General features: G+C 62.8%; 27 protein-coding genes, 5 tRNA genes and 1 pseudogene. 27 read left to right on the top strand and 6 right to left on the bottom strand.

The window, feature by feature from the left end; translation table 11 throughout:
• A pseudogene (locus DQW85_RS46290) lies at positions 1–313 on the top strand (hypothetical protein); the annotation flags it as partial.
• A gap of 487 nt (positions 314–800) precedes the next feature.
• Here the strand turns inward: DQW85_RS46290 and DQW85_RS43190 are convergent.
• Both DQW85_RS43190 and DQW85_RS43185 read right to left on the bottom strand, forming a co-directional pair.
• On the bottom strand, positions 801–1,313 hold the full coding sequence (locus tag DQW85_RS43190; RefSeq protein WP_162795873.1) for a hypothetical protein: 513 nt from the start codon (positions 1,311–1,313) through the stop codon (positions 801–803).
• 66 nt (positions 1,314–1,379) lie between these two features.
• The gene (locus tag DQW85_RS43185) at positions 1,380–1,559 is read right to left on the bottom strand and encodes a hypothetical protein (protein WP_113705526.1); all 180 of its coding nucleotides are present in this window, start codon (positions 1,557–1,559) and stop codon (positions 1,380–1,382) included.
• A gap of 34 nt (positions 1,560–1,593) precedes the next feature.
• Between DQW85_RS43185 and DQW85_RS43180 the strand changes: the two genes are divergently transcribed.
• The 6 genes from DQW85_RS43180 to DQW85_RS43150 all read left to right on the top strand — a co-directional run bounded on the left by DQW85_RS43180 (position 1,594) and on the right by DQW85_RS43150 (position 2,348).
• A tRNA-Asn gene (locus tag DQW85_RS43180) sits at positions 1,594–1,665 on the top strand.
• A gap of 42 nt (positions 1,666–1,707) precedes the next feature.
• Positions 1,708–1,878, top strand: a complete 171-nt coding sequence (locus tag DQW85_RS43175) for a hypothetical protein (protein WP_162795872.1) — start codon at positions 1,708–1,710, stop codon at positions 1,876–1,878.
• 9 nt (positions 1,879–1,887) lie between these two features.
• Positions 1,888–1,964: transfer RNA gene (locus DQW85_RS43170), tRNA-Met, on the top strand.
• A gap of 85 nt (positions 1,965–2,049) precedes the next feature.
• Positions 2,050–2,122: transfer RNA gene (locus DQW85_RS43160), tRNA-Phe, on the top strand.
• Between the two features lie 75 nt (positions 2,123–2,197).
• Positions 2,198–2,270: transfer RNA gene (locus tag DQW85_RS43155), tRNA-Leu, on the top strand.
• Between the two features lie 5 nt (positions 2,271–2,275).
• A tRNA-Val gene (locus tag DQW85_RS43150) sits at positions 2,276–2,348 on the top strand.
• 84 nt (positions 2,349–2,432) lie between these two features.
• Here DQW85_RS43150 and DQW85_RS43145 read toward each other — a convergent pair.
• Positions 2,433–2,633 carry a hypothetical protein gene (locus DQW85_RS43145; protein WP_162795871.1) on the bottom strand — a complete coding sequence of 67 codons (201 nt, stop codon included), beginning with the start codon at positions 2,631–2,633 and terminating at the stop codon, positions 2,433–2,435.
• 330 nt (positions 2,634–2,963) lie between these two features.
• On the opposite strand from DQW85_RS43145, the gene DQW85_RS48530 reads away from it, so the two are divergent.
• The 20 genes from DQW85_RS48530 to DQW85_RS43050 all read left to right on the top strand — a co-directional run bounded on the left by DQW85_RS48530 (position 2,964) and on the right by DQW85_RS43050 (position 20,502).
• Positions 2,964–3,380: a phage terminase small subunit gene (locus DQW85_RS48530; protein WP_113705523.1), complete on the top strand. Its 417-nt coding sequence runs from the start codon at positions 2,964–2,966 to the stop codon at positions 3,378–3,380.
• Positions 3,381–4,934: a terminase TerL endonuclease subunit gene (locus DQW85_RS43135; protein WP_113705522.1), complete on the top strand. Its 1,554-nt coding sequence runs from the start codon at positions 3,381–3,383 to the stop codon at positions 4,932–4,934.
• Between the two features lie 50 nt (positions 4,935–4,984).
• The gene (locus DQW85_RS43130) at positions 4,985–6,352 is read left to right on the top strand and encodes a phage portal protein (protein ID WP_113705521.1); all 1,368 of its coding nucleotides are present in this window, start codon (positions 4,985–4,987) and stop codon (positions 6,350–6,352) included.
• Positions 6,353–6,483: 131 nt separating this feature from the next.
• Positions 6,484–7,086 carry a hypothetical protein gene (locus DQW85_RS43125; protein ID WP_162795869.1) on the top strand — a complete coding sequence of 201 codons (603 nt, stop codon included), beginning with the start codon at positions 6,484–6,486 and terminating at the stop codon, positions 7,084–7,086.
• Between the two features lie 374 nt (positions 7,087–7,460).
• Positions 7,461–8,033: a hypothetical protein gene (locus tag DQW85_RS43120; protein WP_113705519.1), complete on the top strand. Its 573-nt coding sequence runs from the start codon at positions 7,461–7,463 to the stop codon at positions 8,031–8,033.
• Between the two features lie 14 nt (positions 8,034–8,047).
• Positions 8,048–8,905 carry a phage major capsid protein gene (locus DQW85_RS43115; RefSeq protein ID WP_162795868.1) on the top strand — a complete coding sequence of 286 codons (858 nt, stop codon included), beginning with the start codon at positions 8,048–8,050 and terminating at the stop codon, positions 8,903–8,905.
• A gap of 87 nt (positions 8,906–8,992) precedes the next feature.
• Complete coding sequence (locus DQW85_RS43110; RefSeq protein WP_113705517.1) at positions 8,993–9,553, top strand: head-tail connector protein; 561 nt, start codon at positions 8,993–8,995, stop codon at positions 9,551–9,553.
• An 8-nt stretch (positions 9,554–9,561) separates the two neighbouring features.
• On the top strand, positions 9,562–9,903 hold the full coding sequence (locus tag DQW85_RS43105; protein WP_113705516.1) for a head-tail adaptor protein: 342 nt from the start codon (positions 9,562–9,564) through the stop codon (positions 9,901–9,903).
• Positions 9,896–10,255 carry a hypothetical protein gene (locus tag DQW85_RS43100; RefSeq protein ID WP_113705515.1) on the top strand — a complete coding sequence of 120 codons (360 nt, stop codon included), beginning with the start codon at positions 9,896–9,898 and terminating at the stop codon, positions 10,253–10,255. The genes DQW85_RS43105 and DQW85_RS43100 overlap by 8 nt, the downstream gene beginning before the upstream one ends.
• Positions 10,252–10,632, top strand: coding sequence for a hypothetical protein (locus DQW85_RS43095; RefSeq protein ID WP_113705514.1), 381 nt, complete (start codon positions 10,252–10,254; stop codon positions 10,630–10,632). The genes DQW85_RS43100 and DQW85_RS43095 overlap by 4 nt, the downstream gene beginning before the upstream one ends.
• Positions 10,633–10,636: 4 nt before the next feature.
• A complete protein-coding gene (locus DQW85_RS43090; protein WP_162795867.1) occupies positions 10,637–11,218 on the top strand; it encodes a phage tail tube protein in 582 nt (193 codons plus the stop codon).
• Positions 11,219–11,248: 30 nt separating this feature from the next.
• Positions 11,249–11,509 (top strand): hypothetical protein, encoded by a 261-nt coding sequence (locus tag DQW85_RS43085; protein WP_113705512.1) that lies wholly within the window; start codon positions 11,249–11,251, stop codon positions 11,507–11,509.
• Positions 11,510–11,932: 423 nt separating this feature from the next.
• Positions 11,933–14,755, top strand: a complete 2,823-nt coding sequence (locus DQW85_RS43080) for a phage tail protein (RefSeq protein WP_113705511.1) — start codon at positions 11,933–11,935, stop codon at positions 14,753–14,755.
• 19 nt (positions 14,756–14,774) lie between these two features.
• On the top strand, positions 14,775–15,713 hold the full coding sequence (locus tag DQW85_RS43075; RefSeq protein ID WP_162795866.1) for a phage tail family protein: 939 nt from the start codon (positions 14,775–14,777) through the stop codon (positions 15,711–15,713).
• Complete coding sequence (locus tag DQW85_RS43070) at positions 15,706–16,920, top strand: siphovirus ReqiPepy6 Gp37-like family protein (RefSeq protein ID WP_162795865.1); 1,215 nt, start codon at positions 15,706–15,708, stop codon at positions 16,918–16,920. The genes DQW85_RS43075 and DQW85_RS43070 overlap by 8 nt, the downstream gene beginning before the upstream one ends.
• 101 nt (positions 16,921–17,021) lie before the next feature.
• A complete protein-coding gene (locus tag DQW85_RS43065; protein ID WP_162795864.1) occupies positions 17,022–18,125 on the top strand; it encodes a hypothetical protein in 1,104 nt (367 codons plus the stop codon).
• Between the two features lie 9 nt (positions 18,126–18,134).
• Entirely contained in the window at positions 18,135–19,139 is a 1,005-nt protein-coding gene (locus DQW85_RS43060) for a hypothetical protein (protein WP_162795863.1), read from the top strand.
• 7 nt (positions 19,140–19,146) lie between these two features.
• A complete protein-coding gene (locus DQW85_RS45385) occupies positions 19,147–19,374 on the top strand; it encodes a hypothetical protein (RefSeq protein ID WP_162795862.1) in 228 nt (75 codons plus the stop codon).
• A gap of 16 nt (positions 19,375–19,390) precedes the next feature.
• On the top strand, positions 19,391–20,098 hold the full coding sequence (locus DQW85_RS43055; protein WP_162795861.1) for a C40 family peptidase: 708 nt from the start codon (positions 19,391–19,393) through the stop codon (positions 20,096–20,098).
• A 176-nt stretch (positions 20,099–20,274) separates the two neighbouring features.
• On the top strand, positions 20,275–20,502 hold the full coding sequence (locus DQW85_RS43050) for a hypothetical protein (RefSeq protein WP_113705505.1): 228 nt from the start codon (positions 20,275–20,277) through the stop codon (positions 20,500–20,502).
• A gap of 188 nt (positions 20,503–20,690) precedes the next feature.
• Here DQW85_RS43050 and DQW85_RS43045 read toward each other — a convergent pair whose 3' ends face one another.
• The 3 genes from DQW85_RS43045 to DQW85_RS43030 all read right to left on the bottom strand — a co-directional run bounded on the left by DQW85_RS43045 (position 20,691) and on the right by DQW85_RS43030 (position 21,834).
• Positions 20,691–20,978, bottom strand: coding sequence for a hypothetical protein (locus tag DQW85_RS43045; RefSeq protein ID WP_113705504.1), 288 nt, complete (start codon positions 20,976–20,978; stop codon positions 20,691–20,693).
• Positions 20,979–21,062: 84 nt separating this feature from the next.
• A complete protein-coding gene (locus DQW85_RS43040) occupies positions 21,063–21,281 on the bottom strand; it encodes a hypothetical protein (protein ID WP_113705503.1) in 219 nt (72 codons plus the stop codon).
• Between the two features lie 310 nt (positions 21,282–21,591).
• Complete coding sequence (locus tag DQW85_RS43030; RefSeq protein ID WP_113705501.1) at positions 21,592–21,834, bottom strand: hypothetical protein; 243 nt, start codon at positions 21,832–21,834, stop codon at positions 21,592–21,594.
• Between the last annotated feature and the right edge of the window lie 94 nt (positions 21,835–21,928).

The following is a 21,928-nucleotide window of genomic DNA, read 5'->3' as shown; positions in this document are numbered from 1 at the left end:
AGCGCTAGCGCTGGGAGTCGGGAGCGGGATTGCCGGGGCCGTAGGTGCCGATGCTGGCACCGCCGGGGCGGAGCTTGCCGGGGACGCCTTCTCCATGACCGTCTTAGTGATGGTCGGTGCCGGGCTAGCGGGGGCCGTCTTGGTGACGGTCACCGCAGGGGCCGGAGTCGGCGTAGGTGCCGGAGCCGGAGGCGTAGGAGGTGCGCTAGGACTATCAGCCTTAGCGGTCTCCGTTATCGTCGCCGTGACCGTGGGCGGCGCAGCCGTTACGGTCTCGGTCTTGGTCTCGGTAACCGTCGGACCCGGTTCGTAGATGGTCTCAGTCACCGTTACCTGTGGCTCCGGTGTTGTGGTGGGTTCCAACGAACCAACCTCTTTCCACTATTGAGTTTTCAAACCAGCCTCGCGCCGGTTTGAAGACCCGGTTTGTGCTGACATGAGAAACATTAGTGGAACGATGAGCTTTGTGCAAGACGGTAGCAAGCGGAGCCATAAGAGCTTGAAGCACTCCAAGCATAGCTAAGCCAACGATAGCCAGCCTGCTAAGCGAGAGACCGAGTGTACGCAAGAGTCCGTCAGTGTCGCCCAGAGAGCCGCTCAGCGGGTAAACGTGGCGTTAGCCGAGACAGTCACAAGCAGGTGACTGGGGTACCCACCACAGAGCGCGACACAGAGAACTGTGGAGGGCTGGTCCTCGCGATCTGTACGGGTCTGGGACTCTGCGTAAGAGCGCCAGCTAAGCAGCTTTTGTGGTGGTAGGCATAGGAAGCCCCGCGTTCGGCGGGCACTGAAAGTGCCAGCTAGGTGGTCAGGAAGTCGAAGTGAAAAGCTGCGACCAAGAGCAGAAGGGCGGCCATCCTGGCCACACGAAGCGCTCGGCTATGGTTGGTTACCCAAAGTATCGGCCTTAGCAGGACATCCTTCACGCCCAGGAACACGAATACGAGCCAGCTCGCCATGATTAGCCTGCTCCACCTGCGGCCGTTCGGCACATACTTCTCCACCAGCGCGGCAAGAACTCCTAGGGATGCGAGTATGGCCACCCTTGCCATGAACCGCCGAGCAAGATATTGCTGACGGCCCTCCTGATGCTCAACGGTATCGGCGTTGTCCTCTACCTTCTTTAGGAGTCTTTCAATACGCTCAGGTCCGACGATGTCAATGACCAAGATGAGCCCCGAGACTAGCGCCGCTACCTTCGCATAGCGCGCCCACCAGTAGATTTCCAGGCCCCACAAGACCCGTTGGCGGATGTCTACGCCGTCGCTCCAGAGCGACCAGGCGTCTAAATAGCTCACAGGATCGCCAGCCATGGGCGCAGTCTAGGAGGCTTGGTGCGCAGTGTGGGGCAAATTGACTCAGATGGACACGCAAACCGTTTAAACGGCTCGGCCGGCTACTCGCCGGACCCTGGCCGTGAGCTTGCTCACCAGCTCGGCGACGGCTTCGTTGAACTCGGCGTCTACCAGCTCCATGGCCGCTTCCATCTCCGCGTCACGCTCGCGGAGCGTACGCACGGGGTGTTTAAACAGCCCGACGACGAAAGCCTTGATGGTCATGGCTCCACTGTACGCGGCGGGGCCGACAACGCGATGGCGTTTAGCTCAAGTGGCAGAGCGGCGGACTGTTACTCCGCTGGTCCTGGTTCGAGTCCAGGAACGCCAGCTCGGCGAGACAAGATGAGGGGTTGCTATGACAGCGGTTGCCATGACGTTCGACGGCATCAACAACGGCTTTTGGCAGATGACCATTGACGGGACACCGGTCACGTTCCCGTTTGAGAACCCCACGTTTGATCTGACGCCAGCGCAAAGCGGTATGGGTCGTGTGACCATCACGATTCCTGCCGAGATGCTTGAGGTTACGCGCCTGGCGTAGGCGCGTCTTAGCGGAGTAGAGGAGTCTGGTTGTCCTCGCGGGTTTCATAGGCCCTGAGATCGTGGGTTCAAATCCCACCTCCGCCACTATGGCGACCGTAGCTCAGCGGTAGAGCGCCGGATTGTGAAGCCGGTCATGGTGTGGGTTCGAGTCCCAGGCGTCCAACTCGGACGGGCGTTAGCTCAATAGGTAGAGCAGTGGCGTGAAGTGCCACGGGTTCCAGGTTCGATTCCTGGGCGTCCGGCAAAGCAGGAGCCCTCCTGCCGGGTGGCCGCCGGCAGGGGCGTTAAATGCGCCCGCGGGCGCATCCTGCCTGCAAGCCGCTTTAGCCCAACGGCAGAGGCGTCGCGCTTAGAACGCGAAGGTTCCCGGTTCGAGTCCGGGGAGCGGTACGCATGCGGCTCTAGCTCAATTGGAAGAGTGTCGGTCTTACACACCGGAAGCTCCAGGTTCGATCCCTGGGAGCCGCACGAGGGGGTAGTTCGGGTTCGAGTCCCGGCCCCGCCTGAAGGCGGGTTGGTGTAACGGCAGCACGCCCCCATGACTTGGTCCGATCACTTCGCATCTGCCTTGATCACGATGATTCGCGCCCAGGCAATGAACTTATCGATGAGCTTGAGAAGGAACTCGCGTCCTGCTGAGAAGAACGGCAAGACAACGAGGGCCGGGATCATCACTGTGATGATCAAGGCCAGCGGAAGTACGAGAAGTCCGCCGAGAACGACGCGCTGCCAAGTAGCGTTGATGACGATCATGAAAGGCCCCTGCTCGCGTATTGCAAACGTGGGGCTCAGAAGAGGAATCATCTGAGCGTGGAATCGACAGCTCTGGAGCTGGTCGATCGGAACGCCTCTCACCTAGGGCAGCGGCAAATCAACCGCATCCTCACCTGTCAGAGGCCGACCAGGGAAGGTCAGCGGCAGACCGCAGGCTTCTGATGAGGAATCTGATACCTCCGCTTCCCGCTCATGTTTCGAGGTTACCCATTTACGCGCGGCCGAGCGTGACCGGGCGGAAATACTTGTCTTACTCCCCCAAAGGGAATAGCAGCCCTGCTGCCTAGATCACGAGGAAGGAGGTAAAGCGTGGCTGGTCGAGGCCCAGCGCCCAAGCAAGACCGCATTCGCCGGAATGCCGACCCTGTCGACTCCATCGCGCTCACCTCCGACGCCGTGGTGAAGGCTCCGAAGCTTCCGGGCTACACCACGTACTCGGCGAAGACTCGGGCTTGGTGGGACACGTGGGCCGCGTCCCCTCAGGCTCAGGCTTTCGCGCCTACTGACTGGCAGCGTTTGATCATGCTGGCTCCGCTGGTGGAGCAGTACCACCAGGAGCCCAAGGCGGCCCTGTTGAGTGAGATCCGCCTAAATGAGGAGCGCATGGGCGGGACGATCCTGGACCGTCAGCGTCTCCGAATGAAGCTACCCGGCCCGGCCGACGACAAGCCGAGGCTTGCACCCGTGCGGGACCTGTCGGCCCGCCGGAAGAGTCTGGAGGACTGATTGCCGTACGGCCCTGACGGGCGTTGGACGGCACCACAGCACTCGCTTGGCTACCAGGTCATCGACTGGATTGAGACGTACCTTGTGCACGGCCCTGGCGACGTCCAGGGCCAGCCGATCGAGATTGACCGCGAGTACGCGCGCTTCATCGTCGATAGCTACGAGGTGACCAGCTCGGGCCGCCGCCGGGTTAACCGGGCGTTCTTGTCACGGCCGAAGGGCCGCGCTAAGTCCGAGCTGGCGGGCGCGCTCGGCTGCGCCGAAGCGCTCGGCCCTGTCCGCTTTGATGGCTGGGACGCTAACGGAGCGCCGGTAGGCCGTCCTATCACTTACCCATATATCCGCTGCCTGGCCACCGAAGAAAGCCAGGCGGGAAACACCTACGACAACATCTACTACATGCTCACCGAAGGCCCGGTGATTGACGACTATCCCGGCCTTGACGTGAACCTTGGGCAAGTAAATCTCCCCGATGGCGGGAAGATCGTCCCTTCTACCGCATCCAGCGCTTCTAAGGACGGCGGCAAGGAAACGTTAGCCATCTTTGACGAGACTCACCTTTACACCACGCCCGAGCTTCACCGCATGCACAACACGGTGAGCCGCAACCTGCTTAAGCGAAAGCTCGCTGAACCGTGGGCGCTCGAAACCAGCACAATGTACGCGCCTGGTGAAGGCTCCATTGCGGAGCACACGCACGGCGAATACCTGAAGGTCGTTGAGGGTCTTCTAGAGAATCCGCATCTGCTGTTCGACCATCGCGAAGCGCCGCCGGTCTCGATCCGGAATCGAGCGGAGCTTAAGAAGGCGCTGCGGTACGTGTACGGCCCGGCGGCCGACTGGATGGACCTTGACCGGATGGTCATCGACCTTCAGTCGATGCCGGAGCATGAGGCCCGCCGGTACTTCCTCAACCAGCCCACCGCGACCCAAGACACGTACATCGAGAAGGAAGCTTGGAACGCGGCCCGCGTCGAGTTGGAGCCGCAGCCCGGCGACCAGATCGCTATCGGGTTCGACGGCAGCCTGAGGTACGACGCCACGGCGATCGTCGGTTGCCGGCTCGCGGACGGTCTGATCTTCCCTATCAAGGTGTGGGAAAACCCGCACACGTCCGAAGATTGGGAAGTCGATGTGCTTGAGGTGTCGGCCGCCATGTCTAAGGCGTTCGACACATACAAGGTCGCTTGGGCTTACTGCGACCCTGCCTATTGGCAAGACATCGTCGGCCGCTGGGCTCAGGAGCACGGCGACAAGACCGTGTTTGAGTTCTGGACGCATCGCGACACGGCCATGGCCAACGCGTGCGAGCGCTTCAAGACCGGCATTGAGACGGGCCAGCTCTGGCACACCGGGGACAAGACGCTAACGCGGCACGTGCTTAACGCCCGTACGAGGGAAGTGCGGGCCGGATTCGTCATCCGTAAGGAGACGAAGAAGTCTAAGCGGCACATTGACGCCTGCATGGCGGCTGTGCTCGCGGTTGAAGCTCGCGCCGACGCTATCGCGGACGGCCGTCTGAAGCGCCGTAAGCGGCGAGCCATGAGTTACTGAGAGGGGTTCCATTGCTGGCGGGAAGGCCGCCTAAGTCTCCTGCCGAATGGATGGAGTTTCTACAGGGCAAGCTCAATGCCCAAGTCGCAGGTAACCGCGAGCGCAACGCCTATTACGACGGCGAGCACCGTCTAGCGTTCGCGCAGGAGAAGTTTTACGAGGCTTTCGGCGGCGTGTTTCAAAGCCGGTGGGCCGAGAACTTCTGTGCCCTGATCGTTGATTCGGTCGCCGAGCGGCTTCGCATCGAGGGCTTCCGCATGACCGACGACCCGAACGCCGACCGCGACGCATGGGACATCTGGCAGCGGTCCTACATGGACGACGACTCCGACAGCGCCCATGTTGACGCGCTGATCACGTCCAAGTCGTACGTGCTCGTGTGGGGCGACAGCGACAGCAAGCCCGTCATTCAGCCCAAGTCGGCGAACGAGATGTTCGTGCTGACAGATCCGGCGGACAGGCGTAAGCGGCTGGCGGCCTACCAGGAGTACCGCGACGACTGGGGCACGCTCCACTCTCGCCTGTGGCTGCCCGGCGGCGGCTTCTATAAGGCCATCCGCGAGGAGGGCGACAAGACGTGGCGTGAGCCGGAGGCGGGGCCGAACGCCTTCAAGGTCGTTCCGGTGGTGCCGCTTCTGAACAGGCCCCGGCTGTCGGGCAAGCCGATCTCCGAGCTTGACCGCGTGATCCCCGTTCAGGACGCGATTAACAAGGTCATGATCGACGCCTTGGTGGCCAGCGAGTATGCCGCGTTCCCGCAGCGCTGGGTGACCGGCATGGAGCTGGAGGAGGACGAGAACGGCCAGCCGATCGCCCCGTTCCGGGTGGCGTTGGACCGCATGTTCCACAGCGAGGACCCGCAGACGGCTTTCGGCCAATTCCAGGCGGCCGACCTGTCGAACTATGTGCGCCTCGCGGAGGCGCTGACACAGGCCCTCGCGAGCATCAGCCGTATCCCGCTGCATTACTTCCTGGTCAACTCCGGCCAGCCACCTTCCGGCGAGTCGATCAAGTCAGCCGAAGCGGGATTGGTGGCGAAGTCCAGGCAGCGTCAGCGCTCTTTCGGTGAGTCATGGGAAGAGGTGATGCGGCTGTGCTTCGCCGTGCTGGGCGACCGACGCCAAGACGCCTGTCGGGCTGAGGTCATCTGGGCTGACCCCGAGTACAAGTCGGAGTCCGAGCACATCGACGCCCTGACCAAGCTCAAGTCTCTAGGCGTGCCGGACAGGCAGCTCCAGGAGGACGCGGGCTATAGCCCCGGCCAGATCGCCCGGTTCGACAAGCTCATGGCTGAGCAGATGGAGCGGGCTCGGGTTCAGGCGATGGTCTTCGGGCAGGCGCCCGCGGCTGACCGTTTAAACGGTTCAGCCGGCGGCCGTGACGAGGAGTCCGGCGAGGAGATGCCGGAGGCCGCCTAGTGCCTTCACAGGCTGAGATCCGCCGGGACTACTCGACGTCGCGCCTGTCTCTCCGCGCCCAGCTCGTGCAGGCGGCCCGGCTGGTCTGGGAGCGGCTACGTCACTCCCCCACGGGCTATGACCGGGCATCGGTGGCCGGGTTCGTCGACCAGCTCGTGCCGCTCGTTCGTGAGGGCCAGGCCCAGGAGGTCTCTCTCGCGGTGGCGATGCTGCGGGAGCTGTCCCTGTTGCTGACGGGCGCTCCGACGCCCGATGTTGACCTGTCCGGGCTTGAGGGCCGCCAGGGCGGCGTGTCCCTTGATGAGGTCTATGCGCGGCCGTTCGTATGGCTGTGGACGGACCTGAAGCACGGCAAGAGTTTCGAGGTCGCCCTAGACAATGCCGCCGACAGGCTGGGCAAGTCCGTTGAGGCTGACCTACAGCTAGCCAGCCGGAACGCGGCTAACGCGGTGATCGACGCCGACAGGCGGGTCATCGGCTTTAAGCGTGTCCTGTCTGAGCGGCCTAACCACTGCCCGCTGTGCGTGGTGGCGTCTACGAACCGCTACCGCAAGGGCGGCCTGTTGCCCATCCATCCCGGCTGCGGATGCGGCGTTGAGCCGGTCTACGCCGAAGGCGATTGGGACGACGACCTTAACCGGCAAGTCGCTCACGCCTACGCGGAAGCGATCCGGAACCAACAGATTGCCGTGCTCGACCACGGCGAATACGGGCCCTACTTGGTTGCTTCATAGATACGCCGGTAGCAGAGCTCTCCAATGCGGCGGGCTTCCGCGCTGGAGGCGCCCAACGTCCCTTCGCACTCTTTGCGCGCCATGTCAAGTTGTTGACGAAGCCTTTCTATAGAAGCCACCGCTTCACGACCTTCGTCTGACGGCACTCCTGCTGGGACCACCGACGAAGCACCATCTGAGGCGAATAGCCCAAAGACATCAGTAGTAGCGGATATAGCACCAAAGCACGCGCTGGCCAGCGTGAGAGCAGCAAGTTGCTCCCAAACCAGCGCCAGGCCACCGCGTTCGCTGCGCCGATGATTACCACGACCCATCTTCCCATCATAGGGATCTCAAAGCCCCGACATGGGGCTTTTCCGACATGGAGGCAAGACATGAGTGAGCAGAACGGCGACGTGACCACGACGGAGCAGCAGACCGAGACGGGGACCGAAACGGCCCCGGACATTGAGGCTCTTAAGAACGAGGTTGCTAAGTGGCGCACCATGAGCCGCAAGCACGAGGCGAACGCTAAGGCGTCTGCTAAGCAGCTTGAGGAGCTACAGGAGGCAAACCTTTCCGACAGCGAGAAGGCCATTGCTGAGGCTCGCGCCGAGGGTGAGCGCACTGCGGTAACGAAGCTTACCGCCCGGCTCGCTAGTGCGGAGCTTGCGGCGGAGGCCGCTAAGGCTGGCGTGACCCTGCCGGACGTCGAGTTCATCAACTTCACGAAGTTTGTCGGCTCGGATGGCGAGCCCGACAGCGACGCCATCAAGGCTTTCGTGAAGTCGCTGCCAAAGGCGAACGCTGCGCCGAAGTTCGACCAGGACGCGCTTGGCGGTTCAGGTGACGGCTCCGGCTCGAAGGTGAAGCAGCTCACTCGTGAGGACCTTAAGCGAATGAACTATGAGCAGATCGAGGAAGCCCGCCGTAAGGGTCAGCTCAATGATCTGCTAGGTATCAGTTAGGAGCTATTAGCCCTTTGGCGATCTTTACTGCGCCACAGCGCGCAGAGCGTTTCATCCCGGAGGTTTGGACCGCCGGGATTTTTTATGCCCTCCGGGGCGAACTCGTAGTCGCTTCCAACCTGGTTTGCAACCACGACTATGAGGGTCAGATCCAGGACGCGGGCGATAAGGTCCGCATCCCGACTGTCCTTGATCCGGCTGTTGAGGACTACAACCCGGTTACCGGTTTCACCGGTGATCCGCAGGACATTCTTGGCGGCGAGACGTCGTTCGAGATCGACCAGTCCAAGGCGTTCCGCTTCAAGGTCGATGACATCGCTAAGGTTCAGAGCCTTATCGGTGGCCAGTACATGACCGAGGGTATGACCCGCGCGGCTCGTAAGCTCGCGGAGGCGGCCGACGCCTACGTGGCGGGCAAGATCCTCGCGGCCACCGTGGCGTACAAGAAGGTTGACCTTGTCCTGAACGCTGCGCCCGACGTGCTGTACGGGCAGCTCGTTGACATCCGTGTCGCGCTGGACAAGACCAACACTCCGGCGAGTGGCCGATACATGATCGTCTCGCCCGAGCTGTACGGCCGTCTGCTGCTGGACCCGCGTTTCATCGACGCGAGCCAGAGCGGCAGCACCGAGCCGCTTCGTAACGGCCTGGTGGGTCGCGTGCTCGGCTTTGACGTGGTGGTGGCTAACACCCTTCCGGCCAGGACTCACCTGATCGCCGGTCACAAGATCGCGACCAGCTACGCCGACCAGATCGTCAAGACGGAGGCGTACCGCCCGGAGCGTTGGTTCGCGGACGCCATTCGGGGCCTGCACGTGTACGGAGCCCGCGTGATGCGCGGGGAGCACCTAGCCGTCGCGCAGACCGCCTAATCCCGTTTAAACGAAGCCGCGGGCCGGTCCCCTACCGGGGCCGGTCCCACTGCCGGCCAACCCGTTTAAACGAGGAAGGAGGTTGGTTTGCTGGCAACTCTCGCGGACGTAACCGCGAGGCTAGGCCGGGAGCTGGAGCCGGAGGAGACAGCCCGCATTGAAGCGCTGATCTCCGACGTGTCGGCACTGGTGGAGGCGCACACGCGCCGCACCTTCGGCCGGGTAGAAAACGACGTGATCACCCTGGAGTCGCCGTCTGAGCTGACGCTGGAACTGCCCGGCAAGCCGGTCCACCAGGTGATGCGGGTGGAGATCGACGGCCACGAGGTGACCGACTGGTCCCTTGTGCAGTCGGCGCTGTGGCGGCGCTGGGGCTGGCGGCTGCGCTGGCTGGACATGAAGCCGTCCACAGTCAAGGTGACGTACACGCACGGCGGGGACGCCGTACCGGCCGACGTTAAGGCCGTGGTGTGTCAGGAAGTGATCCGGCTGCTGTCGGGCACGCCTGGCGTGCAGGCGGAAAGCGTGGGCGACGTGTCGATCACGTATGCCGATTCCGGCGGCTCAGTGGGCCTTAGCGCTGCCGCTAAGCGCTCGCTGAACAAGTACCGCCGCAAGGCCGGTTCCGTGGCCACAAAGGCCGCTTAGGGGCCGCTGTGGCGATCTACGTGGATCGGCTGACGGTGCTTCGCGCCCCTCTTGCCGATGACGTCTACGGCGAGACTCGCGATTGGGCTAACGCCTTAGAGGTGGGCGCCCATCGCGGGAGCGTGCAGCCCGACCGCGTCACCTCTGGCGGGGCCGCCAATGAGGACCGCGACCGGGAGACGACCATCACCACATACCGTGCGTTCATCCCCGGCACGGCCGACGTGCAGTCGGCCGACCGCGTTCTTTTCCGGGGCGTGGTCTATGACGTGATCGGTTCCCCGCGTGTTTGGACGGTGGGGCTCAACGGCCGCCATACGGCCTTCACCATGAGGCGGGTCGATGGCTGACGTTGGCGTGAAGCTGGATCACCAGGCGATAAACCGGCTCGTGTTTGGGCCGGGGGCCGCCAAAGAGTGCCTGATCGTGGCTAAGGAGATCGGCCGACTCGCGTACGCGCTCGCGCCCAAGCGTGCGCCGTTGCACGAGTACGCGGCTTCCATCACCGAGCACTTGGAGATCACGGCAAGCGGCCCAGTCGCGTACGTGTCAGCCGACAAGGACGCGCTCAAGGTGGAGTTCGGCACCAGCCCGCGCACGCACACCACGCTTTTCGGCAAGCAAGTGCCGCCCTATGAGCATCCCGGCACGCCCCGTTTCCGCCCTTTGGGCAAAGCACTGGAAGCTAAGCGAATCTCGTGATCTACGACCCTGTTGAGGTCGCGATCACCTTCCTTAAGCCCCGCGTTCCTGGCGTCATGGTTTCGGGCTCCCTGGTCGGCCATGCCGTCAACAGCCGTCACCTAATCGTCACGCTGATTGGCGGCACGCGCGAAGTGCGTCACCGGTTGGACCGCTGGCGGTTTGATTTCGACGCTTACGGGCCGGACAAGCGCTCCGCGCTTCAGGTCGCGCTAACGGCCCGTACAGCCCTGCTTGAGGAACTTCCCGGCCGACAGGTCGGGCCGATGATCGCAGCCGAGGTGACGGAGGAGCTAGGCCCCTCTGACATTTCCGACCCTGTGAGCCGCGAGCAGCGGTTTGTTTTCTCGCATGCCATTTACCTTTATGGGAGCTAAGCCCTTGGGCAAGATCAATTCTAAGGACATTCGTTTCGCGCCTCACGGCCGAATCCTCATGGGCACGGCGGACGCGCCGATGCCTGCCCTGCCAGCCGCTGCGACGGCCTTTGACGACTCGACCCCGATAACCGGCTTTACCGATCTCGGCTACGTGTCGGAGGAGGGCGCGGAAATCGCTCCATCGCTCTCTACGAACGACATCCCGGTATGGCAGTCGGCCGCGCCAGCGACCACGGTCATCACGGGTGCAGGTCTGACGGTCACTTTCCGCCTGATGCAGTTCGACAAGGACACCACGGCGCTGTTCTTCGGCGGCAAATGGGTTAAGAGCGACACAACCCCTGTCACGTCCATGCTAACGCTGCCGTCCACGCCCGAGCTGGTCACCAAGGCGCTGATCATCATGTGGGGCGACTCTACCCGCGTGGCGGCCCTCTACATCCCACGCGCCCAGGTGAACGAGCGTGAGGGTTTCACGCTGACGCGCACAAACCCGAACTCGCTCGCCATGACCTTCAAGGCTCTGGACGCTAACGGCAAGCTCGGCGACCTGATCGTGTCCGGCGACATGACTGCCGGCTAACCCGTTTAAACACTCCGAGGAGTATCTAGCTTGAGCAAGACCGCGCAGAAGGCTGAGGCGCACGGCACGCCGCTGCCCGTGGAGTACAACGGCGTCACCTACCTGGTGCCGCCCTCCATGGATTGGGACGCTGACGTGCTGGACCTTCTAGAGTCCGGCCGTCTCACGTCGGCGCTTCGGATGATTCTCGGCGCAGAGCAGTATGAGCAGTTCCGCGCCACCAAGCCGAAGCTGCGTCAGGCCATGGAGCTGATGGAAGCCATCGGTTCCACGGCAGGCACGGGAAACTAACGTGGCTCGCAAGGCTCCTTAGCGAGCATCCGGCCGCCGTTGAGGCGGATCTCCAACGCTATTACGGCGTTGACATTTGCGACCTTTACCGGGGGCGGCTAAGCCTCCGGAAGGTCTACAGCCTGATCTCTCAGCTTCCCCGCGGATCGGCTGTTCATCGCGCCGAGTACGGCGAAGAGGCCGATTGGAGTACGGCCGAATACCTGTTGGCCCTTATCGGCGATCATATCGCGGCCGGTAACTGGCTATTCGCGGAAGTCCACAAGGCGGATGGGGCTAACAACCCCGAGCCGGACCCCATTCCGCGCCCTAACCACAAGCGCACGACCGAACCGGAGCCGGTTCGGGAGTTCGCCACGCCCGAACAAATCATGCAACTGCTAGCGACGGTCCAAGGGGGGTGATGTCCTGGCGCAGACTAAGGTGGGTGAAGCCTATGTAGAGGTTCACCCGAAGCTTGCTAAGGACTTCGCCTCCAAGCTCCGCGATGAACTGAAGGAGCGACTAAAGCCGGTCGCTGAGAGCGTCGGCCGCGACATCGGCATGAACATGGGCCGGATGGCCGGCGACGAGTTCGGCCGATCCTTCGGGGACCAGGCAAGCGGCCACGCCCGCCAGACCGGGCAGCGCATCACCTCCGCTCTGACCCCTTCTCTGTCGAATGTCGGTAAGGCGTTCCTGAACGCCTCCGGTGGGGCAATGCGATTCGTTGGCAGCCTGGTATCGGTAAGCGGCGCGGCCAGTGTCGCGGCCGGTGGTCTCGGCGTTGCGGCGCAAGGCGTACTGTCGCTCGCTGCCGCCTTGGCTCCTGCGTCTGGCCTCCTTGCTGCGCTGCCGGGCGGTGTGCTTCTTGGCGTTGCCGCGCTCGGCACGCTGAAGCTCGCGCTTACCGGCGTAGCCGAGGGTTTCAAGGCCGCCATTAGCGGCGACTACGAAACGTTCATGGAAGGGACCAAGGAACTTGGTCCTGCTGCCGGTGAACTGGCTTACCGGCTGTTGCAAATCGCCCCCGCTTTCCAGTCGCTTAGGTATAACGCCCAAGACGCCTTCTTTGCGCCGCTCATTAGCGACCTGTTCGAGCTGCTACCTCTCCTTAACGCCCTAGACGACGGTGTCACGTCGGCCGCCGGGGCTTTCGGCCGTGGCGCGGCTGAGGTGCTGGAGTTCGCTAAGGCGGCTGAAACCGTCCAGGCGGTTCGGTCGATCTTTGATTCGTTGCGCGCGTCTGTGGACGCCGTAGTGCCGTCGATCCGGCCGCTTCTCGATGGCTTCCGCGACGTGGGCGTGGTGGGCGCTGGCTTCCTCGCTGGGCTCGTCCCTGGCATCGCCGAAGCCGCCGCGCACCTTGGCCGGTTCCTGTCTGCTGCGGCTGCGTCGGGTGACGCCCTGCGCTGGATGCAGGACGGCCTTGCCGTCGTGCGCCAGCTCGGCTCACTGCTCGGCGATCTGGTCGGCATCGTCCGGGCCGTCTTCCGGGCGCTAGAGACGTCCGGGACCAGCGCCCTGGGCGTGCTCGGCTCGCTCGTGGGCGGGCTGCGGGCCTTCCTGGAGTCGGCTCAGGGTCAAGCCATCTTGGTTTCAATCTTTGAGGCGCTAGGCCGCGTCGGCGCGGCCCTGCTGCCCGTCGTCCAGACCCTAGCCGTTGGGATCGGCCTTCTAGCGCCGATCATCGGCCGTCTGGCCGAGATCGTAGGCCCGATCTTGACGACCGCCCTGGCGGAGCTGGGGCCAGCCTTGGCCACAGTCGGCGGCGCGCTCGTGACCGTCTTCCAGCAGCTCGGCGTAGCCGTGCAGATCCTTGCCGACAGTGGAGCGCTTCAGGCCATCGCCGGGGCGCTGGTCGCGCTCCTGGTCGCCGTGGCTCCGATCCTGCCGCCACTGGCTCAGCTCATCGCGCTACTGGCTCAGGGTTTGGCGTTCGTGATCACGAATTTCGTGGCTCCCGCGCTGTCAACCCTGATCGGCTGGATTTCGCAGGCCGTTAACTGGCTGACGGGCGAGGGCCTTTCCGAGGACACGTGGCTAAGCCGCACCATCCGATTCATCTACGACACGGTAGCACCGCTTTTCCAGCAAGCTTATGAGATCATCTCGCGGATCTTCACCGATCTGGTGGCGTGGTTTACCGAAAACCAGGCCACAGTTGAGGAATGGGGCTCAAAGCTTCAGTCGATCGTTTCCCGCGTAGGCGAGATTATCGGCGGCGTTTTCAAGTTCATATCGATTGCCTGGGACACTTTCGGCGGCCCGTTGCTCGATATTATCGGCAACGTCTTTTCCGGAATTCTCGCTGTCGTAGACGGCGTTCTGCGCGCACTGTCAGGCTTGATCGAATTCGTTCTCGGCGTCATTACCGGCGACTGGGAGCGAGCCTGGAACGGGATCAAGGAATTTTTCTCCGGAATCTGGGATGCCGTAGTCGGCATTTTCGAGACCATTTGGGAAAATTTCAAGACGCAATTCAAGGCGGCGCTCGATCTCCTGGGCATCGACTGGGAATCTAGTTGGACCCAGGTAAAGCAAGCCGCAGAGCGGATCTGGGACGCCATAGTTGATTGGATCAAGCGCCGAGTTGACGACGTAGGCCGCATTCTCGACTGGTTCGGGTCTCTGCCTGGCAAGTTCGGAGACTGGTTCGGCCGCGTCAAGGACGCCATCGTGGCGCGATTCAATGAAGCGATTGCGTGGATCGGCGGCATCCCGAACTCGATCACGCGCATTTTCGCGAATGCGGGAAGCTGGCTATATAACGCCGGTCGCGAGATTGTTAACGGACTGTGGAATGGAATCATTTCACTCTGGAATTGGGTCGTTTCCCAGTGGAACAACATGGTAGACGGCCTGATCCGCACCGTTAAGAACATTCTCGGCATCGCCTCTCCGTCTCGCGTTTTCCAGGAGATCGGACGGTTTATCGGCCAGGGCCTAGCGAACGGTATCACCGGAACTAAGCGCCTGGTAGGAAATGCAGTTTCCGGCCTAGCTGATCACCTGACGTCGGCGTGGAGCGTGGCCGAGCTGCCGCTTGCGGTAGACGCGGACCGTTTAAACACGCCCGCGGCTTGGGGCGCCCGCGACAGCGCAAGCCTGCTACCTGCTAGGACCCAGCCGGCCGGTAATGCCCTGGTCACAGCCGGTGCATCAGCTGGCCGGGTCTACCAGGTGACCGTGAACGCGGCTCCGACCGTCCCAACCGAACGCCAGATTGTGACGGTGCTCGGCTACGCCGATGCCCTTTACGCCTGAAAGGGGTGGACAACAGAGTTTGGCCAACTGGCCAAGGACGACAATCGAACTGGCCACCCCGGCGGACGTGGCGGCCGGTAGCGGAGGGATATACACCTCCAGCTATAACCTGACCAGCGGGGCCCACGGCATCGTCACTCTTCCCGGAATGAAGGGTTTTGATGCCCCGCCGTACAGCCTCTTCTATGACGAGATGCCTGCGCTGGATGGCGGGTATCCCCGCCATCCCCGCGCTACCTCTCGCGAACTGTTCATTCCGCTGTTACTGGCAGCCCCGGACCGGCCGGGGCTGCTTGCCCTCAAGCGCGGGCTCGTGGCAGCCCTAAACCCGATGCTTGGCCCCTGCCGAATTACCGTCACCGAAGGGGACGGTTCACGGCGATTCATCGACGCCTTCTATGTCGATGGTGCCACGGGCGACGAAGGGCAAGACGTGGCCGGTTTCCTGTGGCTCAAGTACGGGCTGATTTTCCGCGCTCTTGATCCTTACTTCTACTCGGGTACATTGCACGTCATTAAGTTCACCACGGGCGCTCTGGAAGTCGTCCCGTTCTTCGGCGAGCCGTTCCTTGGACGACCCTTCGTGAACAAGACCCATTCTCTCAACGGCTCGTCCACGATCACCGTCACCGGAGACGTGGACACATGGCCCATGTGGACCATTCATGGCCCAACAAGCGGCATGACGTTCACGCGCAAGGTGCCGAACAAGCCAGACCAGTCGTTCACTGTGAACACTGGCCTGTCGGAGACACAGACGCTTGTGATCGACACGCGCCCACGCCACAAGGCCGTATACGACCCGGTGACCGGCGCAAACATGTGGCGGCTGCTCGGGCCGAGCCCGCACCTGTGGCCGATCTCGCCGGGTTTGAACGAAGTGCTCATCGACGTAAGCAACGTGGGCGCTGAAACATCCGTCAGCCTCACATACGCACCAAGGTTCATCAGTGCCTAAGTTCTTCCTGGAGGCGCGCGACGCCTTTTACATTCGCGTGGGCGTCGTGGAGCAGTACACGAGCCTGGACGTCATCTCGCGATTCAACAACATCGGTTCGTGGACTCTCACCGTGCCAGCCGATTCCCGCGAGGCGAGCATTCTGCAGCCCGGCGGCGGGATCATCATCTGGATTGAGGGCGTGGCCCGTCCCGTCATGTCGGGACCGACCACGGGCGTGACTCGGGCCTGGTCTGCCGACCAGCCCGGCCGGGGCCTGGTGACGTACACCGGGGTCTCGGATGAGTGGCTACTGTGGTCGCGGATCACGCTACCCGTGCCGGGCAACACGATCGCCAACCAAACCGCGGATCGCTACAGCCTCACCGGGCCAGCGGCAGCCGCGCTGCGGCAGCTCGTCAACGTCAACGCGGGGCCAGCGGCCCGCGCCGACAGGATCATCCCCAACCTGGACGCCCCGTCTCAGAGCTTCGGCCGGACGCTGTCCGTCTCGACTCGCTTTGACGTGCTCGGGGTCAAGTGTGCGGAGGTGGCCGCGAGTGCTGGAATCGGCTGGCGGCTCCGCCAGGGAACCACGGACAGGCTGACGTTCGAGCCGTACACGCCCCGCGTCCACGACGACGGCGAAGTGGTCTTCAGCCCAGACGCCGGCACTTTGGCTTCCTACAGCTACCGACTGGCGGCACCGACCGCGAGCCGGGCCATCCTGGCAGCTCAGGGCGAAGGCCGGAACCGTTGGCTGCGGCAGTACGACGATCCATCGCCCGCGCCTCACGAGTGGTTCAGGACGCCCCTGGAGCGCTTTGTGGACCGGCGAGACGTCCCGGTAGCGCAGGGAGCTGACGGCTCCCCCGTCGATCCTGAGAACCCCTCTACGCCCGCTGATCCGGAAGCGCTCGCGCAGCTCGACCAGGCGGCGGCCGAAGCGCTCGCGGAGTCTCAAGCACTCGGAGAGCTGTCCGTGACGCCCATCGACACGGACCTGCTGCGGTACGGGGTGCATTACCAGGTGGGCGATGTGGTGACCGTCGATATCCACGGCCAGGTCGTGACCGACGTCTTGCGCGAAGTGCGCCTCACCGATGGCGCGGACGGCCCGCGCGTGCAGCCCGTCATCGGCACGGACGGCGCTTCGGCCACGCCCGGCCTGTATCGCGAGGTCCGGCGCATCTGGAACTCGATCAAGAAGCTTGAAGCAAGAAGGTAACCAATTTGGCAGAGCGGGCTTTCCCCTTTGATGGCGGGCCAGGCGCGGTCCTCACTGAGCCCGACTGGGAGGCGATGGCTTCCCTCTGGCAGGACGATGGTGTGGCCGACGTGCCCGGCACGCTGACCCTGAGCGTTGTCTCTGAGGAGGTGCCCGGCAAGCTGAAGGTGAAACCCGGAAGGGCCAGCTTCCGGGGCTTCCACTATGTGCTTGATACCGAAATGGAGATCAGCTATAGCCTGAACTCCGACACTTCCCAGTGGCGCGCGGATCTTGTTGTGCTTCGTCTCGATCGTGGAACCAACAAGCTGTCGATCGCGCTTAAGGAAGGCACGGTCGGCGGCAGTCGGCCGAACCCCGACACGGACGGCCCGTCTCCTGAGATGGCGCTTGCCTACTTCAACATTCCGCCGAACTCTGCGGCCGTCCCCGCTAATCAGGTCGTCGATCTGCGGACATTCGTTAGTCGGCGGATCAGGGTAAGCGCCAAGGGCGCCGAGACATTTCCAGACGGGACGATCTTCTATAACGTCGATCTAGGGCGCTTCTACGCGAAGATTCGAGAACGAGGCGCAACCACTTCGGAGATCGCCCGAGTTCCAAGGTTCCGCGAAGTGATCGTGCATAACGCCTCAGACAGCAGCGACTATCCCGCCGACCCACTCGTCGGCACGCTTGTATGGGACGAGGCTCTACAGCAGCTTCTCATCCAAACGTCGTGGACCACGCCGACGTGGGCCCCCGTTGGGGGTTCAAAGATGGAAGCGATTAAGCGTCGCGGCGGCGACTTGGCAGTCACTTCGGGCACGGCAAGCACGGCCGACACCATTCTCACTATCCCTATCGACCGGACAGGCAGCTTCCAGTTTGAAGCCGTGATCTTCTATCGGATCGCGACGGCAGGTGCAACATGCAGCCTGCAAGTAACGACGCCGCCGCTAGGCGCGTCCGGCAGGTCAACAGTGGGATTCGAGTACAACAACGGGTCCAACACCGCATCCCTGCGGGCGGCGTCGATTACGGCTAACGCAACGCTTGGCCCTTTCGGTGCCCCGGCCGCGTCCACAAACTATAGCTGCCGCGTCTACGGCTCATTCATCAACACAGGATCGGCGAGTCTCGGCAGCCTAGGAATCACCTATCTGAATCCCAGCGGAAATCTGACCATCGTGAACGGCACCTACCTGACCGTTCGCCAGGTGTGAGGAAATCGTTTGGCTGAACACTCTTACCCCTTCGACAGCTCGTCTCTGAATGAGGCGCAGTGGTCCCGTATGGCGGGAAGCTGGCAAGACAACGGCGTCGAAGCGCCCGGCCCGTGGGACCAGGCCCTTAAGGTGCAGGCGACGGGCCAGCCGTTTCAACTCCTGGTAACTGCCGGGCACGCGAAGGCCGCAGGCTTCCACTACGAGCTGGACGCGAACGCGGTGATCCTCTTCGAGGAAAACAAGACCACGTCCTCACGGACGGATCGGGTTGTCCTCAAGCTGGATCGGCAGACGAACACTGTCGCCTTGACCGTGAAGAAGGGCGGGGCTGTTGCCCCGCCCGTCGATCGCACATGGGATAGCCTCGAAGTCCCGTTGGCGACATTCACAGTCCGCGCGAACTCGGACACGGTCGTTCCCGCAGACCTGGTCGACATGAGGGAATTCACGTCGTCGGGCGTGCAGATGCTTCCCGCTGTTAGCGTCTCCGGCTCCCGCCAGCTCTCCGAAGGACAGTTGGGCTATGACCCAACCGCCAAGAAGTTCTATGCCCGTGAAAACTCGCGACAGTTTGAGCTCGGGCCACCCGCGGATCTATCCCCGTACCTCACGAAGTCGGATGCCAACCTTACGTACGCCCAGCGTGTGCATTCCCATACCTTCTTCGCGAGCCCTCTCGGCTTTACGTGGGAGTCGGGCCTAAGGGTAGACACAGCCATGGCCTATAGCCGGGCAGGCGTCGCCTACATGTCGTTTTCTCTGGAGCGTACGGCAAGCGGCACGCTCCCCTCTGGCTCTGTGTTCGGTTCCATCATCGCCACGCCCTATAGCTGGATGCTCCTTAATGCCTACGTGTTCAGCGAGAATCTTTCGACTGTCACTAAGGCGGGAGCCGTGATGCTGGGCAACGACGGCCGCATGTGGACGTACAACACGTTTTGGGGTTCCGGAGAATCGCTAGTCGTGTCGGGGAGTTTTCTGCTCTCGCCCGGTACTATCTCAGTGACTTAAGGATCACATGGCTGATGAACCTAACGGCGTAGTCGTCAGCATGAAGGACATGTACGACGAGCTACGGGAGCTTGTGAGTGAGGTTCGTACGCTCACGCAGGAACTCAAGGAAAGCCGAAAGACGGACGACGATCACGAGCGCCGTATTCGCGCACTGGAGCAGTGGCGCTATGCGCTGCCCGCTTCGCTCGTGCTCGCGGTCGGCGCCGCCGTCAAGACGTTTTGGCCCGCTTAAGGGGAAAGGTTCGCATTTGGCTACGGCCAAGAATGTTATCAAGGTCGGTCTCGCGGAAGTCGGCTATCGCGAAACCGGCAACAACCATCAGAAGTACGCTCCGGCTGTCCCCGGCCTTGAATGGGCTCAGGATGACCCGTGGTGCCACACCTTCGTCTCGTGGTGCGCCATGATGGCCGATGCCGACGACATCATTCCGAAGACGGCTTCGTGCCTCTACGGCGTTGCCTGGTTCGACCGCCGCAACCGGCTTCACAACTCGCCGAAGGCCGGTGACATCGTCTACTACGGCCGCAATGGCGGCACGCACGTGGAGATCGTCACCGAGGTAGAAGCCAGCCAGTTCAAGACCGTGGGCGGCAACACTCGCGGAGACCTGGGCAACGGCTACGCCGAAGGCGACGCCGTGGCGGTCAAGTGGGTGTCCAAGAACGCGAGCAACGTCTACGCGTTCGGCCGTCCGGCCTACGACGTCTCCGGCAAGCCGGAGCCCGGCGACGGCCCTCGCTACCCCGGCCGCGTCCTCAAGCTCACCAACCCGTACATGCGCGGCGCAGACGTGAAGGCGTGGCAGGCCCGCATGAAGGCCGACCACTGGGGCCTATCGGCCGATGGCGTCTACGGACCGCAGTCAGCAGCCGTCTGCCGCGCCTTCCAGCGGCAGGAAGGCATTGCAATTGACGGCATGGTCGGCCCGCGCACGTGGGCCAGCTCGTTCCGCTGATGCTCCGCGGCGAACCGTTTAAACGGTTCGGACTCGAGTTCCTGGCGTCCCCGCGGGGCCGACGTGCCGGGCGCCAGCGCCGTTTAAACGGCTCCGCCGGCCAACTGCGCCAGGCGCGTCAGGCCTGAAGTTCCCCCAGCTCAACACAACATCACTGATTTGGAGAGTGTTCAAACGTGGTACACGTCGACGAGTCGGCCAACCAGGACAAGACCCGCGAGGCGCTTTCGCGCGGCTGGCGGACCTTCCTCCAGTCGATCGCGGCCGTCGCCGTTGTGGCGGCTGGTGAGGCTGTAGTGGGCTCGGGTTCGAGCGATCTCAGGCAGCTCGCCGTTGCAGGCGGCACGGCCGCGCTGGCGGCCGTGCTGTCGTGGCTCCACAACGTGGTAGCGCCCCAGAAGTAGCCTGCAAGCGGCCGTGATCGTTTGTGCAGGCATGAGGAAGCCCCCATGGTCTCTCGGGACCGTGGGGGCCTTTCGCGTTTCTGGAGGGTTGGAACTCCGGCCACTGGCCGGGAGTGGATGGGAGCCACGATCACGGCGGCAGGAATTCCACTCGGGTGGGGCTCGTCTGCCTGTCTGGCCGGGATTGTCTATGAAGACTGCTTTCCTGGGGTCCGCTCCGCCAGGAGGTCGACCATGAATTCCCTTAGGATTTCATCGGCGCACTTCTTAGCCTCCTCGGGGTCGGTGAATTCTTGCTCTCGGTAGAGGACGCCCTGATGGTCGGGCACGCGCGGGCGGAGCTTCTTGTAATACCCCTCGTCTTTGATAGAGAACAACTTAACATTGCCCACCATGCCGTACGTGGTGTCCTTGAACGGCGAGGGCTCCCAGCTGATTTCGAGGCGAGAAGGGCGGCTTGCCGGGGTGGCGCTCAAGAGTGCTCCGGATGATTAGTTGTGGGGTTGTTGGGATGGAATCCCCGACTAAGACCTGCACAAGCAACCCTTAGTCAGGGACGTCTAGAGGCGTTTGCCGCACTGCTTAGATCGTGCACGCTGAATGGCAAGCTGTTCGGCAAGGTCCCTGGGGTCGCGCACGAGAATGACGTTGACCATGTCGCGGGCGTACATGTCCGCCGTTATCGGCGTCTTCCTGATCGCGGCAGCGCCATACGCAATGTCGTCGCGGATCTCCCATTCGCGGCGATATTCGTGCCTGAGGTCCTCAAGGTTGATCACACTGACCCCATAGTCGCGGAGACAAGCGTGGCGACACGCGCGGGGCGGCGCTCGGGAACTATTTCGACGCGGTCGGGTAGCTCCTCGTTGTGTGGGCCAATGCGGGCCAGCTCCACCCTGTACGCCCCAGAACGGACTGCCACGCTGATGGTGGCCACTCTCCAGCCGCCGTCCGCATAGATCATGAGTCGCGGCGGCGCGACCTGGCCGGAGACATCGGCCGTCGCCTCATCGGGAACGCACCTGATCAGTTGGGTACGGATACCGGAGTTTTCCAATAGAGGGATGACCTTGCTGAACGCGGCAGCAATCATCGCACGCTCTCTTCGCCGAGCAAGGTCATCGTGTTCGGCCGCTTCTCCAGCAAGCCATGCGACTCTGCCAGGTCGAGAAAGCCCTCAATGCCCAAGGCGTGATCAGCCGTACAGTTCTCGACACCGCGGCGCAGCAAATACTGTCGGTACTCGTCCCGAGTCCACGACTCAGGAGGGGGCGGCGCAGCGTCCGGGCCGATCTCGGCAAGCTCTTCCGGTGTGAGATCACCGATGGTCACTGACTGTCGGGCTACGACATTCCTGAATGGGCTCGCGGTTCGTCTCTGTCGGTTGCGCATGATCCGACCGTAGAAACGACGTCCCAACGCAGGC

The organism is Nonomuraea lactucae (genome assembly GCF_003313395.1).
Classification (GTDB): domain Bacteria; phylum Actinomycetota; class Actinomycetes; order Streptosporangiales; family Streptosporangiaceae; genus Nonomuraea; species Nonomuraea lactucae.
Note: the sequence above shows the minus strand (reverse complement) of the source record. Positions and strands in the feature narration are given on the sequence as shown.

Coding starts and splice junctions, on each gene's coding strand:
- DQW85_RS43185 (WP_113705526.1), bottom strand. CDS start 1,559: ATGACCATCAAGGCTTTCGTCGTCGGGCTGTTTAAACACCCCGTGCGT.
- DQW85_RS43120 (WP_113705519.1), top strand. CDS start 7,461: ATGAGTGAGCAGAACGGCGACGTGACCACGACGGAGCAGCAGACCGAG.
- DQW85_RS43145 (WP_162795871.1), bottom strand. CDS start 2,633: ATGATCGTCATCAACGCTACTTGGCAGCGCGTCGTTCTCGGCGGACTT.
- DQW85_RS43190 (WP_162795873.1), bottom strand. CDS start 1,313: ATGGCTGGCGATCCTGTGAGCTATTTAGACGCCTGGTCGCTCTGGAGC.
- DQW85_RS43175 (WP_162795872.1), top strand. CDS start 1,708: ATGACGTTCGACGGCATCAACAACGGCTTTTGGCAGATGACCATTGAC.
- DQW85_RS43130 (WP_113705521.1), top strand. CDS start 4,985: ATGGAGTTTCTACAGGGCAAGCTCAATGCCCAAGTCGCAGGTAACCGC.
- DQW85_RS43100 (WP_113705515.1), top strand. CDS start 9,896: ATGGCTGACGTTGGCGTGAAGCTGGATCACCAGGCGATAAACCGGCTC.
- DQW85_RS45385 (WP_162795862.1), top strand. CDS start 19,147: ATGGCTGATGAACCTAACGGCGTAGTCGTCAGCATGAAGGACATGTAC.